The sequence below is a fragment of the Streptomyces sp. TAA486 genome, from assembly GCF_000426165.1.
The window spans coordinates 142,786-156,368 of sequence record NZ_AUEV01000014.1 but is presented as its reverse complement, the minus strand read 5'-3'; the positions used below and the strand labels follow the sequence as shown (position 1 = coordinate 156,368).

Genomic DNA, 13,583 nt, shown 5'->3' with positions numbered 1-13,583 from the left:
CGCGTAGATCCACGTGAGAATGTGACCGTAGGTCGGGTCACGCACGGTGGCAAGGGCATCTGCGCCACGTCGCCCGAACGATCTGGCATTCCGCGGACGTGCCCGCGGGCGGCCCGCACCGGCGCACACACTCGTCCACCAGGCAGAACCGCCGGCGGCGGTGGCGCACCCCGATCCCCGGCCGGCCCGTCACGGCGCTCCCGGCACGCCGGGAACTCCCGCGGTCCGAAGAGCGTCGCCGACCCTGCGGCACTGCTCCTCGGACAGCGCCCGTGCCGCGTCGAGGACGAGGCCGACCAGCACCCCGGGCGCGGCAAGGGCCACCTGGGCGGCTCCCGCGGGCGTACGGGCACGGATCACGGCGGCCAGCAGCTCGGCGGCCTCGTCCCGGCGGCCTGCCCGGTCCAGGGCCAGGGCGGCCTCCGCGATCTGCTGCGGCGGCCGGTGCACCCCCTGACGCAGCATCCGCGCGCTGTCCTCGACGCGGCCCAAGGAGGACAGCGCGTCGGCTGCGGCGGCGAAGGCGTCCACGGGCAGGGCCGCCGCCTCCCACAGCAGGATCCCCGCGTCCGAGGCCATGCCGCGTCGGCGCAACTCCTCGACCAGCGCGGCGAATCGGAGGGGTTTCCGGCTCGCGGCGTCGCACAGCAGCGCGTGCGCCTCACCTCCGCTTCCCACGTCCCGCAGGCGCACGAGCCGCGCGGCGGCATCCTCCGCGGCCGCCCGCGCCTCGGCGACCTCCCCCGGGGCGGGTACTGCCGCAGCCGCGCGCCGCACCGCCCCTGCGAACCGTGCACCACGCGGGACCGGTTCATCGGCCGCGGCGACGCCCGCATCTTCAGCTGCGCGGGGAGCGAGGTCGGGCGAGGGAGCGCCGGGCGGCAGGATCGCGACGGGCCCGGAGGCGTCCGCTTCTTCGGCGGGGGCCCCGGCGAAACGCGAACCGCCCGTGCGCAGCCGTCTGTTGGGGCGCGCCAGGGCGTCCGGAGGGGCAGCCGGTTCGCTGTGCCCCGGGACGTGCGCCGGCTCGCCCCGCTCATCCCCCGTGGAGTCGTCCAGCGCGGCGTGGCGGGCGCGCAGTTCCGCGCGCCGCGCCTCGGCCCGTGCGAGATGGTCCCGCGCCCATGCCAGTTCCGCGCCGCCGTCCGGCTCAAGTGCGCGCACGCGCGCTGCCGCCTCGGCCAACTCCCCCTCCACCAGGGCGAGTCGGCTCCGGAGCACGGGACCGCCGCCGGCCCGGACGTCGTACGCGGCGGTCGCGGCGGAGTGCAGCCGGCGCAGGCGCTCCTGCGTCCGCATTGCGGCACCGGGCCCGTGCAGGTGAGCGAAGTCCTCGATCAGCGAGGCCACGACATCCCACGGCGGAACCTCACGAGCCGACAGGCAGTCCCGCAGACCCTCTGGGTCATGAGCGCCGAAAACCGCGTACCAGCCGTCATCGGGATCCAACTTCCCGACCAGCGCGGCCAGTTCGGCAGCGAAGCTACGAACCGGGTCCAGGGTCGGCCGGGCGGTCGCGGAAGCGGGCACATCTGACATGCCCCGCATTGCACACCCGCCGTGTTACAGCGAGTGTGACCGGGATGCTACGGGCGGTTTTCGTCCCGCTCCCTGCGACCGTCCGGTCCTGCCGGCTTCTCCTGGCGCCTACTTCGAGGGGCGCACCACCATGGCCGAGCCGCCGCCGCGCCGCTCCTTCTCCGCCGCGGCGAGCCACCGTCCGTCAGGCAGCGGCTGCACAGCGGTCGCCGCGCCCAGCTCCTCGATCTTGGTGAAGGCATGGCCGAGATCCTCGAGCTCGGGCCGCAGATCGCTGTTGTACAGCTTCGGCTCGATCTCGGTCTTCGCCGCGTTGCGCTGGCTGGCGCGTGGCGCGTTGAGGGCCTTGTCCAGCGGCATGCCACGGTCCACGTGGTTGATCATGCTCTGCAGCACCGTGGTGATGATCGTGGCGCCGCCGGGCGATCCGAGTGCGAAGGCGGGCTTGCCGTCGTCGAGCACGATCGTCGGCGACATGGACGAGCGCGGACGCTTGCCCGGACCGGGCAGGTTCGGGTCGTGCACGTCCGGGTCGGCTGGCGCGAACGAGAAGTCCGTCAGCTCGTTGTTGAGCAGGAAGCCCCGCCCGGGGACGGTGATGCCGCTGCCGCCGGTCTGCTCGATCGTCAGGGTGTAGGAGACCACGTTGCCCCACTTGTCCGCCGTCGTCAGGTGCGTCGTGCTCTCACCCTCGTACGTCGTCGGGGCGGCCTTGTCGCCGGAGCCGCAGTCCGAGGGATCACGCGGATCTCCCGGCGCCACGGGGCTCTTGAGCACCTTGTCGTCCTTGATGAGGCAGGCACGCGAGTCGGCGAAGCGCTGCGAGAGGAGTTCCTTCGTGGGCACGTCCTCCGCCGACGGGTCGCCGACCCAGCGTCCGCGGTCCGCGAAGGCGACGCGGCTGGCCTCGATGTAGCGGTGCAGCAGCTTCTTCTCGCTGAGCTTGCTCAGGTCGCCGCGCTCCAGGATGTTCAGGGCCTCGCCGACCGTGGTGCCGCCGGAGGACGAGGGAGCCATGCCGAAGACGTCCAGACCGCGGTACCGGGTGTGCGAGGGCGCCTGCTTCCTGACCCCGTACGCCTTCAGGTCGTCGCGCGTCAGGTCGCCCGTGCGCACCTTGTCCCCGCTGTCGGGGTCGACCGGGGGCTTGCGCACGGTCTTGACGATGTCGTCGGCGATCGCCCCGTCGTAGAGCTGCCCTGTGCCCTTACGCGCTATGGCGTCGTACGTACGGGCCAGATCCTGGTTGCGCATCGTGCTGCCCGTCTCCGGCAGCTTGCCCCCGGGCATGAACAGGTCGACGGTGTCGGGGAACTTGCGGAAGCGCTCCTCGTTGTCGGCCGTCTGCTGGCGGAAGGTCTTGTCGACGGTGAAGCCGTCGCGCGCCAGCCTCTCGGCGGGGGCGAGGACCTTCCCCATCGACTTGGTGCCCCACCTGCCGAGGGCCTTCTCCCAAGTGGCGGGCGTGCCGGGAGTGCCCACGCTCAGGCCGCTGGTGACGGCCTCGTCGAACGGAATGGGCTTGCCGTCCTCCTGGAAGAGCTTCGCGTCGGCGCTCTTCGGGGCGGTCTCGCGGCCGTCGAGGGTGCGTATCTTCCCGTCCGCCGCGTTGTAGGAGACGAAGTACCCGCCTCCGCCGAGTCCCGCCGAGTAGGGCTCGGTGACGCCGAGTGCGGCCGCCGTCGCGACGGCGGCGTCGACGGCGTTGCCGCCCTGCTTGAGTACCTTGATCCCCGCGGCGGACGCGTCGGCGTCCACGCTGGAGACGGCACCTCCGTAGCCGACCGCTACGGGCTTCTTGGCCGGCTCGTGCCCGCCGTCCTGGCCGCTTCCGGTGAGGGCGGGCGCGGCTGCCGCGCCCACCGTGGCGACGGCCGCGGTGGCGGTGATCACGGCGAAGAGTCTGACGGAACGGCGGTTGGTCATGCGCCGCATTGGGGCCTCCTGACGGGACGGGTCAGCGAAGACTAGCCCGCCGCCGAAGACGCGTCAGTACCGGTGCTGCTCCGATCCCGCCGACTCCCCTGCACCCCGCTCGCCTGCGCATGTACGCTGCCGCCCCATGACGGTGAACCTGCCTGCTCTCGTGCTGGGTGTCGTCGCGGTGGCCCTGGCCGTCGCGCTGGGCTGGTTCGCGCGCAACTTCCTGTGGCAACGCGGACTGAGCCGCAAGCAGCGGTTCTTCGGACTGCCGCACCACTCCGAATGCCTGATGGTCGTCAACCGCGACGCGGCCACCGCCGAGTGGTCGGTCGCCCGCAACGACGTCTTCGCCCTGCTGGAGTTGTCGGCTGTCGTCAAGGAGTGCGGAGCGAACGCGGACGTCATATCCCACGACATGGCACAGCAGGGCTTCGGGGAACGCACGGAGTTCTGCATCGGCGGACCTGTCTCGAACCGGCGCATGGCGGCCCATTTGCAGTCCCTGCTGCCGGGCGTCCACATCGACACCGAGACCGGCAGCAGCCCGGACCGGGGCGCGTTCACCATCGGCGGCGAGCGTCATCTGCTTGAGCCCGGCGTGCGCGAGCACGTGCTGCTCGCCCGCCTCACCGCCGGGCAGAGCGACACCGCCCGCCCCGTCTTCCTCCTCTGCGGACAGCGTTCCGTCACCCACCAGGCCGCCGCCCGCTATCTGGTCCGGAACCAGGACCAGCTGACGCGCAAGTACGGGGCCAACGGGAACTTCTGCGTGCTGCTGAGGGTCGTCAACTCCCAGGCGTACGGGGCGGACGTGGTCGAGCTCGTCGCCGACGTCACCCGCGCCGCGACCGCGCCGCCGGTCTCCGCCGCCGATCCGGAATCCGGCGGACGTCGCGGCAGCCACCGGGCGAAGAGCTGAACCACGGGCAGCGCCACGGCCGCGGCCCGCACGCCCCCACACATGGATTCGGGCAGGTACCTCGTCCCCGGCTCGCGGTCGGGCTCACCCCTCGGAGAACTCCGCGTACAGCTGCGACAGCTCCGGCGTGCCCGTCTCCGCCCACGAGGCCCCTTCTTCCAGGACGTCCAGCTCCCGGCCCGAACCCAGTCGCACCACCGGCTGACCGTCCTGTCGCAGCCGCCACTCGGCGTCCGCGACCGTGCGTACGAGAACCGTCCCCAGGTACAGGCCCGCGTCGCTGCCGAGCCAGGGTGTGATCTCCGGGTCCTCGCGCCAGCGCGGAAGGAGCTGGTCGAGGGCGGCCAACGACTCGGCCGTGTCGTCGAGTTCGACTCCCGCATCCCCCGCGTGGTGCCGCAGCAGTTCGCATTCCGAGAGGAGTTGCGCGGCGCCCTCCGGGTCGCTGGACACCGCGTCCGCGATCGAGGCGTTCTGCGCGGCGCCGTGCCGCTTACGCCAGTTGTCCAGGAAGGGGATGTTCATGCGCTTCAGGGTGTCATCCCCACATGGGCGAGCACCACAGGCACGCTGTGCATCGACAGGCGTGCGGAAAAAACGGTGGGTGTCCCGACTGGACACCTTGACGCCGCTTTGCCGTCTCTCTACCTTCACCGGGCCTCGGTCGAATCGGGGCGCGCGGAAAGGGTGTTGGTGCCGGACGAAGAGAGAGGACCGTCGGCGTGCGCGGACGTCTGTGGAGTGTTCCCCTCGTGATCCTGCTGACCCTCGCGGGTGCCCCCGCGGTAGCGGTCGCGGAAGACCGCACGACAACGACCAGCGAAGAGCCGCTCCCTCTGGAGCGGCTCTTCGACAACCGGGCGGTGAGCGACGACGCACGTCCGGGTGAGGCCGACTTCGACGGGGCGGGCAACTCCCTCTCCGCGCAAGACCTCAGGGCCGCCGGCTGGGAGCCCGGCCGCCTGCTCGGACTCGACTCCGCCTCCCTGCGCTGGCCCCACACGCAGCCGGGACGGCCCGACAACGTACGCGCCGACGGGCAGCAGGTCCGGGTCAGCGGATCCGGAAACGCGGTGTCGCTGCTGGTCGCGGGCACCTCCCGCAGCGGCGGCCCCGGCGCCGGCGTCACCGGCACGGGCACCGTCCGCTACTGGGACGGCTCCTCGTCCACGTACACGCTGACCGCTCCCGACTGGCGCGGCGGTCCCCTCGCGACGAAGGCCGTCGCCCTGCCGCACGTCAACACCCGCTCCGGCACGCCCCTGACGGAGAAGGCCAAGCTGTACGCGGTGACGGTTCCGGTCCACGAGGGCCGCTCCATCCGCTCGGTGACCCTTCCGCGCGACGCCGGCCCGGAGAGCGATCTGCACGTCTTCGCGGCGTCGGTACGGCGGCAGGAGCCGACGTGGACGGAGAGCTGGACCACGAGCACCGCCGGCTACACCACCGTCGGTCCCTGGACGAACCAGACGCTCCGTCTCGTCGTGCACACCTCCGCCGGCGGCTCGCGCACACGGATCCGGCTGGCGAACACCTTCGCCTCGGCGCCGGTCGAGATCGGGCGGGCCTCCGTCGTCGCGCAAAGCGAGGGTGCCACCGGCAGGGGACGGCCGGTGAAGCTTCAATTCGGCGGCCGTGACGGTGTGGTGATGCCCGCGGGCGCGCACGCGGTGAGCGATCCCGTCGGCTTCCAGGTGCCTGCTGACAGCAATCTGCTGGTGAGCATCCATCTGCCGGGGCCTGTGGCGGCCGCGCCGGTGCACAGCGCGACCAGCCAGCGCAGCTACGTCAGCCCCAGTGGCAGCGGCGACCGCACGGGAGACCAGGAAGGAGCCGCCTTCACCGGTTCGTTGGAGGTGTGGCCCTTCCTGACGGGCGTCGATGTGCGGGGCGGCCCGGGATCGGTCGTCGCGTTCGGTGACTCCATCACCGACGGGGTGCGCTCCACGACGGACACCAACAGGCGCTGGCCGGACGTGCTGGCGCGGCGGCTGCGCGCGCAGCAGGAGGTGCCGAAGTACGGAGTGCTCAACCAGGGGATCTCCGCGAACCGCGTCGTCTCCGACCGCTACCCCGGCGACGGAGTCAGCGACGACACCGGCGGCGTCAGCGCCCTGCACCGGCTGGAGCGTGACGTGCTGGCGCACACCAACGCACACACCGTCGTCGTCTTCGAAGGCATCAACGACGTGCGGTGGGGCGCCTCGGCGGACGAGGTCATCGCGGGTCTCAAAGAGGTCGCCCGGCGCGCGCACGAGCGCGGGCTGCGCGTCGTCGGGGCCACGCTGACGCCCTGTGAGGGCTACAAGGACTGCTTCCCGGAGGTCGAGGCCAAGCGCAGCGCCGTCAACGCCTTCGTCCGCGACAACAAGGGAACCTTCGACGCGGTCCTCGACTTCGACGCGGTCGTACGGGACCCGGCGCGCCCTCAGCGGATGCTGCCCGCGTACGACAGCGGGGACCATCTGCACCCGGGCGACGCGGGATACCAGGCGATGGGCGAGTCGGTGGACCTGAACAAGCTCGTGCCGTAGCCGCACACCGCCGCAAACGCGGCCGGGAAGGGGCGTCACGCGGAACGGCCGCGGGCGCCCCTCTCCCGTCCGGTCAGTGGTCCAAGTCGACGGGGGCGTGGTCGCAAGCACCCCTGCCCTTGCGTGCCTCCCCGTCGACGGTCGCCCTGCGCCCGCTGCGTGACCCGGGGCCGCTGGTCTCGACGAGGACGACGACGGTGACGAATGACCGACGAGGCCCTGTGGTGGTGGAGCGGACCCACGCAACACGAGTCCTCACGGGCGGACGGTGAGGCCGTCCAGGGTGAGGTCGAGCAGGCGCTCTGCTTGCTGTCGGTGTTCTGCACCCGCCGAAGTGAGGGCGATGCCTTCCAGGGCAGCGCCGATGTCGGCGGGCTGGATGTCAGTACGGATCTCTCCGGCGGCCGTGCAAGCATCCATGAGCGAGGTGATGGCGGCCTGGATCATCTCCCGGCTATGACCAAAAGGATTGCTTCCCGTCGCAGCGATGGCGCGAAGGGCGTCGATCATGCCGTGCTTGGCAGTGACGTAATCCAGGAACAGGCGTGTCCACGCGCGCAGGGCCTCTGCCGGCGACTCCTGTGTGAGCAGAGCCGGGGCGGCATTGCACAGGTGGGCCACCTCGTTGCGGTAGACCGCCTCGATCAGGGCCTCCCGGGTGGGGAAGTTGCGGTACAGAGTCCCACTGCCCACGCCCGCCTCCTTGGCGATGCGTTCCAGGTGCGCGTCCAGTCCCTCCGTCGTGAAGACGCGTACAGCAGCTGTAAGGATCTTCTCCCGGTTTCGCCGTGCGTCGGCCCGCAACGGCCGAGGCGTTCCGTCGGTCATCAGTGCTCGCCATCCCTTCTCGCAGCCCCTCGACTTGCTAAACGGAGACACCCCCACTTAGGATTCAATTTAACCGGGGACGCCTCCGGTTTCACTGTAGGTCACCTCTGACCTGCGCGCACGCCGGGAAAGGAAGCCGATCATGTCGGGTATCCAGGGCAAGGTCATCGCGATCACAGGTGCCAGCAGCGGCATCGGTGAGGCGACCGCGACCTACCTCGCCGAAAAGGGCGCGCAACTCGTGCTCGGAGCGCGGCGCGAGGAGCGACTGAACTCCGTCGTCAGCAGCATCACGGCGAGGGGCGGCACCGCCGCCGGCGTCATCGTCGACGTCGCCCGCCGCGAAGACCTCCAGCGTCTGACGGACATGGCTCTCAACCAGTACGGCCGACTCGACGTCCTCGTCTCCAATGCGGGCACGATGGCCGTCTCGCCGTTCGATGACCTGCGACAGGACGACTGGGACGCCATGGTCTCCACCCACATCACCGGCCTGCTCAACGGCATCGGGGCGGCCCTGCCTGTCTTCCGCAGGCAGGGCTTCGGCCAATTCGTCAACGTCGGCTCCACTGCGGCCTATGTCGTCAAAACCCCCCAGGCGGTCTACGCGGCCACCAAGACGGCGGTAAAGGTGCTTACCGAGGGCCTGCGCCAGGAATCGGGACCCGAGCTGCGCGTCACCCTCGTCTCGCCCGGCTTCACCAATACCGAAGGCGTCGGCAAGGGGGCCAGCCCCGAGGCCGCTGCCTCCATGACCCAGCAGCGCGACGAGATCGCCATGCCGCCCTCGGCGATCGCCTCCGCCATCGGCTACGCCATCGAACAGCCCGACGGCGTCGACGTCAGTGAGATCGTCATCCGCCCCACCGTGCAAGCCTGATCGCAGCGAGCAGTGCCGCTCGAAACCGCGTCCACCCTGTCGGCAAACGATGACGCCAGGGCGAACGCGTGCAGGCCACTGACAACGCATCGACCTGTGCCGCATCCTCGGCCCGGGCCGAGGATGCGCCTCACCACCGCCCAGAAGCGCGGCGCACTGCGCAGGGCCCCCCGGCAGCCGGGGCGAGGACCGCGGCCACGGCCGGGACCGGACAGGGGCACCGCACGGAGCTTTCGGCGGCAGCCACCCGCCGGGACAGTCAGTCGTCCAGGTCGACGACCACGGGGGCGTGGTCGGAGGCGCCCTTGCCCTTGCGTGCCTCCCGGTCGACGTAGGCGTCCTTGACGGCCGCCGCGAAGGGGGCGTTGCCGTAGACGAGGTCGATGCGCATGCCCCGGTTCTTCGGGAAGCACAGCTGCCGGTAGTCCCAGTACGTGTACGGGTGGTCGTACTTGAGGGGACGCGGCATCACATCGGACAGGCCCTCCTGGCGCAGCGCCTTCAGGGCGGCGCGCTCCGGCTCGGTGACGTGCGTGGAGCCCTCGAAGACGGACCGGTCGTAGACGTCCTCGTCGGTCGGGGCGATGTTGTAGTCGCCGAGTATCGCGAAGGGGAGGTCGCCGGACACCTCGTGCCGGGCGGTCCGGCGGAGCGCCTCGAGCCACTGCAGCTTGTAGTCGTAGTGCGGGTGGCCGACCTCGCGTCCGTTGGGCACGTACACCGACCACACGCGCACACCGCCGCACGTCGCCGCCGCGGCGCGTGACTCCTGCCCGCCGTCGTATGCCGGCCCCTCGGGCAGGCCGATGACGGTGTCGGCCAGGCCGACGCGGGAGAGCACCGCGACCCCGTTCCACCGTCCGTCGCCGTTGACCAGCGACTCGTAACCCAGCGCCTTGACCTCGGCGGCGGGGAAGGCCTCGGCGGAGCACTTCAGCTCCTGGAGGCAGATCACATCGGTGCCGGAGGACTCCAACCACTCCAGCAGCCGCGGCAGTCGGGCACCGACGGAATTGACGTTCCAGGTCGCGATACGCATGCCGTGAAATCTACCGCGCGACACCGACACACTCGCCGGGGGCCAGTCGGCCGTGCTCCACGCCTCCCAGGTCGCCGATCAGCCGGTCGTAGACGGGCCGTGCCTGATCCGCGAGGAGCCCGTCGTGCACGTCGAATGCGCGGCGCGGCGCCACTTCGCGCAGATAGTCGATGACCTCGGAGACCTTGCTCCACGGCGCGTGCACCGGCAGCAGCAGCGTGTCCACGGGGCGGCCCGGCACGGTCAGGGCGTCGCCGGGGTGGAAGAGGGAACCGTCCACGACGTAGCCGCAGTTGGCGATCCGCGGAATGTCGGGGTGGATGACGGCGTGCAGCTGCCCGTGGACCTCGACCTCGAAGCCGGCGGCATCGACGGTGTCGCCTTCCCCGACCGTGTGCACGCGGCCGGGGAAGGTGGTGGAGATCTTCTCCGACACGCTGCGCGGCGCCCAGATCTTCGCGGCCGGGTTGGCCTCCATTGCGGCACGCAGCCTGCCCTCGTCGAAGTGGTCCGGGTGCTCGTGCGTGACCAGCACCGCATCGGCTCCGACGGCGGCGTCGCCCTCGCTGAAGCCTCCGGGATCGATGACGAGCGTGCGTCCGTCCTTCGAGACCCGTACGCAGGCGTGGCCCTTCTTGATCAGCTCCATGGGGGCCATTGTGCCTGCTGTGCGCGGAGGTTCGGCCGACGTGCGGATCTCCGCGCGACGCGGGCGCTACTCCTCGGGCGTGGTCTCCTCCCGGATCACGTCCTGGGCGACGGCGAACGCGGAGTTCGCGGCCGGAACGCCCGTGTAGACGGCGGTCTGGAGGAGCACCTCCTTGATCTCCTCCGGGGTGAGCCCGTTGCGCAGGGCCGCGCGGATGTGGAAGTTCAGTTCGTCGAAGTGGCCGCGGGCGACGAGCGCGGTGAGGGTGATCACGCTGCGCGTCCGCCGGTCGATGCCCGGCCGGGTCCACACCTCGCCCCAGGCGTAGCGCGTGACGAAGTCCTGGAAGTCCTGGGTGAAGTCGTCCGCGTTCTCCTGCGCCCGGTCGACATGCGCGTCTCCGAGGACCTCACGGCGGACCTTCATCCCCGCGTCGTAGCTGTCGCCGCGCGCCGCGACCAGATCCGCGGACTCCAGCTCCGCGACGGCGCCGGTGGGCCTGACCGGCGCGGGAGTGATCACGGGAGCGGGCGCGGGCGGGCCCGCGGGCGACTCCTGCCAGCTGGTGGTGAAGTGCCTGATGATCAACTCGGTGACGGCCCCCGGCTGTTCGACGGGCGTCAGGTGCGACGCTCCGGGCACTATCGCGAGTCTCGCGTCCGGTATGCCGGCGACGAGCGCACGGGCGTCGGCGGGCGGTGTCGCCTCGTCCTCGGCACCCGCGACGACCAGCGTCGGAACGCCGATGCTGCCCAGGTCGCTGCGTACGTCGAAGGCGGCGAGCACCTCGCAGGCCGAGATGTAGCAGCCGGGGTCGGTCGTGCGGACCATCTGCACGGCCCACTCCACGATGGCGGGCTGCGCCTCGATGAACGTCTCGGTGAACCACCGCTCGGGCGTGGAGCGGGCGATGGGGTCGAGCCCGTTGGTGCGGACGACGACGCCGCGCTGCCTCCAGGCGTCGGCGGTGCCGAAGCGGGACGAGGTGGAGATCAGGGCGAGCGAGGAGAGCCTCTCACGGGCCAGCAGCCCGAGCTGTATGCCGACGGCACCGCCTATGGAGCACCCGGCGAAGCCGAAGCGCTGGATGCCGAGGGAGTCGAGCGTGGCCAGAACGCGCTCGGCGAGCGACGTCGCCGAGTCCGCGGGGTAGGCGGGGGCTCCGCCGTGACCGGGCAGGTCGAATCGGAGAACGCGCCAGTTGCGGGTCAGTTCCGGTATCTGCCGGTCCCACATGTGCCACGTCGTTCCGAGGGCCGGACCGAGCACGAGCACGGGGGCGTCGTCGGGGCCGTCCAGGCGGTGTTGCAACATCCGGTCACTCTGCTTCTCGCTCACGCGGCCACGCTACCCAGCACTCCGTGGGGCGCGACCACGGGGGCATTGCTCTGTACATCAGAACTTCACGGTGGACACGACATACACACGCGGCATGCTCTCGTACGTGCGGTCGACGGTGATCGCCACGTCCGGACGGCTGCCGCCCTGCCGGAACGTGGTGCCCGCGTAGTCGTGTCCCTCCTTCTCCAGATCCCAGCCGATCCTCTCGGCATGCCTGTCGCCGATGGTGACGTGTCCGGACCTCAGCGCGGAAGAGCTGGTACCGACGTCCTCGAGAAAATCGTCGAGCTTCTTCTCCGGGAGCCGGAACTGCACGTAGAGCGTGCTGGTCTGCCAGGAGTTCGTCTCGTAGTAGGCGTAGTGGGTGGACTTGGAAGGCAGAGGCACGTCGTAGACGTTGCGCTGCACCTTGCTCGGCCAGCCGTAGGTGAGGTTGGTGGCAGCCGCGATGCGCTCCTTCTTCTCGCCGCTGTCGCGGCTCGTGAACGCCGACTTGACCAGGTATCCCCCCGGTACCGCGATCAGCAGTACCACTATCAGCAGGGTGAGGAGCCGGTGGCGGGGACGGTGCGGCGGCCTCTGCGACGGGCGCACGTTCGGGGGCGTGGTGGTCGTCACTGGCCCACCGCCCGGCGCAGATTGTCGGCGGCGCGTTCGTAGCGTTCGTATCTCTCGAGCCGGCGCCGGTTGGCGCGCCTGAATCGGCGGGCCACGAGACGGGCGAGATCGGCGGCGCCGACCATGCCCGCTTCGGGCCCGAGCTGTGCCTTGGCGATGGTGGCCTCCGGCCGGTATCCGCGACCCGTCAGATGACGCTTGAACGCCTCACGTGCCGGGTCGATGAGCAGCTCGTCGGCGGCGCTCACGCCGCCGCCGATCACGAAGCCGCCGGGGTCGAGTGCCGCGGCGAGGTTCGCGATGCCGACGCCCAGCCAGTGCCCGATGTCCTGGAGCAGCTCGGTGCACATGGCGTCGCCGTCGCGGGCAAGTTCGGTGATGAGCGGGCCGGTGATCTCCGAGACGTGGCCGCCGACGCGCTCGATGATCCCGTACGCGACGGGGGACTCGGCGAGGGCCAGCTCGCGGGCCTCGCGCACCAGGGCGTTGCCGGAGCTGTACTGCTCCCAGCACCCGCGGTTGCCGCAGGGGCAGCGATGACCTCCGGGCACGACCTGCATGTGCCCGAACTCGCCCGCCACACCGTACTTTCCGCGCTTGACCTGGCCGTTCTCCAGGATGGCGCCGCCGATGCCCGTACCGAGCGTGATCATGACGAGGTGGTCCTCGCCGCGTCCGGCGCCGAAGCGCCACTCGCCCCAGGCGGCGGTGTTGGCGTCGTTGTCGACCATGACGGGGACGGCGAGACGTGCGGTCAGCGCGTCCTTGAGGGGCTCGTCGCGCCAGGCGAGATGCGGCGCGAACAGGACGCGGGAGCGGTCGGCGTCCACCCAGCCTGCCGCGCCGATGCCGACGGCGTGCACGTCGTGGCGGTCGGAGAGATCCAGGACCAGCTCGGCGATGGTGTCCTCGACGACCTTGGGACTCTTGGACTTCTCGGGAGTCTCGGCCCGCACCTGCTCCAGGATCTGCCCGTCGGCGTCGACGACGCCCGCCATCACCTTCGTGCCGCCGATGTCGATGCCGACCGTGGGGACCCGGGGCGCGGACAGCGGCGAGCGCCGCTCGCGGGTGCTGACCGTCCGCAGGACGCTGGCGCTCGGCGCGGACCGGCGGTAGAGACGGTCCCGGTCCGCGCGCTCTCGGTACATGCTCACTGCGCGGCCTTTCCTCTGTGCGCGGCTGCTGGCTCTGGGCCACGGGTCGGTCGGTCGGTGGGCCGGGCGGGACGGTGAGCCCGTACCCCGGCCCACAGGCCGATTCTGCCTTACCGCGCGAGGTCGCGAAGCCACACGCCTCTGACCAGCCAGGAC

Annotated in this window: 13 protein-coding genes; 3 read left to right on the top strand and 10 right to left on the bottom strand. The window is 71.0% G+C overall.

Annotation, left to right across the window (positions count from 1 at the left end; translation table 11 throughout):
* Window positions 1–189: 189 nt before the first annotated feature.
* The gene (locus I004_RS0119565) at window positions 190–1,539 is read right to left on the bottom strand and encodes a hypothetical protein (protein WP_158677058.1); all 1,350 of its coding nucleotides are present in this window, start codon (window positions 1,537–1,539) and stop codon (window positions 190–192) included.
* Window positions 1,540–1,647: 108 nt separating this feature from the next.
* On the bottom strand, window positions 1,648–3,465 hold the full coding sequence (gene ggt, locus I004_RS0119560) for a gamma-glutamyltransferase (RefSeq protein ID WP_106965395.1): 1,818 nt from the start codon (window positions 3,463–3,465) through the stop codon (window positions 1,648–1,650).
* Window positions 3,466–3,601: 136 nt separating this feature from the next.
* Here ggt and I004_RS0119555 point away from each other — a divergent pair, with 136 nt between their 5' ends.
* A complete protein-coding gene (locus I004_RS0119555; protein WP_028436891.1) occupies window positions 3,602–4,381 on the top strand; it encodes a hypothetical protein in 780 nt (259 codons plus the stop codon).
* Between the two features lie 84 nt (window positions 4,382–4,465).
* Here I004_RS0119555 and I004_RS0119550 read toward each other — a convergent pair whose 3' ends face one another.
* Window positions 4,466–4,906: a DUF6278 family protein gene (locus I004_RS0119550; protein WP_028436890.1), complete on the bottom strand. Its 441-nt coding sequence runs from the start codon at window positions 4,904–4,906 to the stop codon at window positions 4,466–4,468.
* Between the two features lie 197 nt (window positions 4,907–5,103).
* Between I004_RS0119550 and I004_RS0119545 the strand changes: the two genes are divergently transcribed.
* A complete protein-coding gene (locus I004_RS0119545) occupies window positions 5,104–6,915 on the top strand; it encodes an SGNH/GDSL hydrolase family protein (protein ID WP_028436889.1) in 1,812 nt (603 codons plus the stop codon).
* A gap of 73 nt (window positions 6,916–6,988) precedes the next feature.
* Here I004_RS0119545 and I004_RS39530 read toward each other — a convergent pair whose 3' ends face one another.
* Both I004_RS39530 and I004_RS34890 read right to left on the bottom strand, forming a co-directional pair.
* Entirely contained in the window at window positions 6,989–7,174 is a 186-nt protein-coding gene (locus I004_RS39530; protein WP_158677057.1) for a hypothetical protein, read from the bottom strand.
* A complete protein-coding gene (locus tag I004_RS34890; protein WP_028436888.1) occupies window positions 7,171–7,743 on the bottom strand; it encodes a TetR/AcrR family transcriptional regulator in 573 nt (190 codons plus the stop codon). The genes I004_RS39530 and I004_RS34890 overlap by 4 nt, the downstream gene beginning before the upstream one ends.
* A gap of 142 nt (window positions 7,744–7,885) precedes the next feature.
* Here I004_RS34890 and I004_RS0119535 point away from each other — a divergent pair, with 142 nt between their 5' ends.
* The gene (locus I004_RS0119535; RefSeq protein WP_028436887.1) at window positions 7,886–8,623 is read left to right on the top strand and encodes an SDR family oxidoreductase; all 738 of its coding nucleotides are present in this window, start codon (window positions 7,886–7,888) and stop codon (window positions 8,621–8,623) included.
* A 259-nt stretch (window positions 8,624–8,882) separates the two neighbouring features.
* Here the strand turns inward: I004_RS0119535 and I004_RS0119530 are convergent, their stop codons facing one another.
* The 5 genes from I004_RS0119530 to I004_RS0119510 form a co-directional block, all read right to left on the bottom strand.
* Complete coding sequence (locus I004_RS0119530; RefSeq protein WP_028436886.1) at window positions 8,883–9,662, bottom strand: exodeoxyribonuclease III; 780 nt, start codon at window positions 9,660–9,662, stop codon at window positions 8,883–8,885.
* Between the two features lie 10 nt (window positions 9,663–9,672).
* Window positions 9,673–10,311: an MBL fold metallo-hydrolase gene (locus tag I004_RS0119525; RefSeq protein WP_028436885.1), complete on the bottom strand. Its 639-nt coding sequence runs from the start codon at window positions 10,309–10,311 to the stop codon at window positions 9,673–9,675.
* A gap of 66 nt (window positions 10,312–10,377) precedes the next feature.
* Window positions 10,378–11,625: a bifunctional 3-oxoadipate enol-lactonase/4-carboxymuconolactone decarboxylase PcaDC gene (gene pcaDC / locus I004_RS0119520; RefSeq protein WP_037977018.1), complete on the bottom strand. Its 1,248-nt coding sequence runs from the start codon at window positions 11,623–11,625 to the stop codon at window positions 10,378–10,380.
* An 81-nt stretch (window positions 11,626–11,706) separates the two neighbouring features.
* Window positions 11,707–12,270: a hypothetical protein gene (locus I004_RS0119515; protein WP_028436883.1), complete on the bottom strand. Its 564-nt coding sequence runs from the start codon at window positions 12,268–12,270 to the stop codon at window positions 11,707–11,709.
* On the bottom strand, window positions 12,267–13,421 hold the full coding sequence (locus I004_RS0119510) for an ROK family glucokinase (protein ID WP_051345239.1): 1,155 nt from the start codon (window positions 13,419–13,421) through the stop codon (window positions 12,267–12,269). The genes I004_RS0119515 and I004_RS0119510 overlap by 4 nt, the downstream gene beginning before the upstream one ends.
* Window positions 13,422–13,583 lie beyond the last annotated feature (162 nt).

Bases quoted from the DNA above. Each gene is read 5' to 3' on its own strand.
- I004_RS34890 (WP_028436888.1), bottom strand. From the start codon at position 7,743: ATGACCGACGGAACGCCTCGGCCGTTGCGGGCCGACGCACGGCGAAAC.
- I004_RS0119525 (WP_028436885.1), bottom strand. From the start codon at position 10,311: ATGGAGCTGATCAAGAAGGGCCACGCCTGCGTACGGGTCTCGAAGGAC.
- I004_RS0119555 (WP_028436891.1), top strand. From the start codon at position 3,602: ATGACGGTGAACCTGCCTGCTCTCGTGCTGGGTGTCGTCGCGGTGGCC.
- I004_RS0119535 (WP_028436887.1), top strand. From the start codon at position 7,886: ATGTCGGGTATCCAGGGCAAGGTCATCGCGATCACAGGTGCCAGCAGC.
- pcaDC (WP_037977018.1), bottom strand. From the start codon at position 11,625: ATGTTGCAACACCGCCTGGACGGCCCCGACGACGCCCCCGTGCTCGTG.
- ggt (WP_106965395.1), bottom strand. From the start codon at position 3,465: ATGACCAACCGCCGTTCCGTCAGACTCTTCGCCGTGATCACCGCCACC.
- I004_RS0119565 (WP_158677058.1), bottom strand. From the start codon at position 1,539: ATGTCAGATGTGCCCGCTTCCGCGACCGCCCGGCCGACCCTGGACCCG.
- I004_RS0119550 (WP_028436890.1), bottom strand. From the start codon at position 4,906: ATGAACATCCCCTTCCTGGACAACTGGCGTAAGCGGCACGGCGCCGCG.
- I004_RS0119530 (WP_028436886.1), bottom strand. From the start codon at position 9,662: ATGCGTATCGCGACCTGGAACGTCAATTCCGTCGGTGCCCGACTGCCG.
- I004_RS0119510 (WP_051345239.1), bottom strand. From the start codon at position 13,421: ATGTACCGAGAGCGCGCGGACCGGGACCGTCTCTACCGCCGGTCCGCG.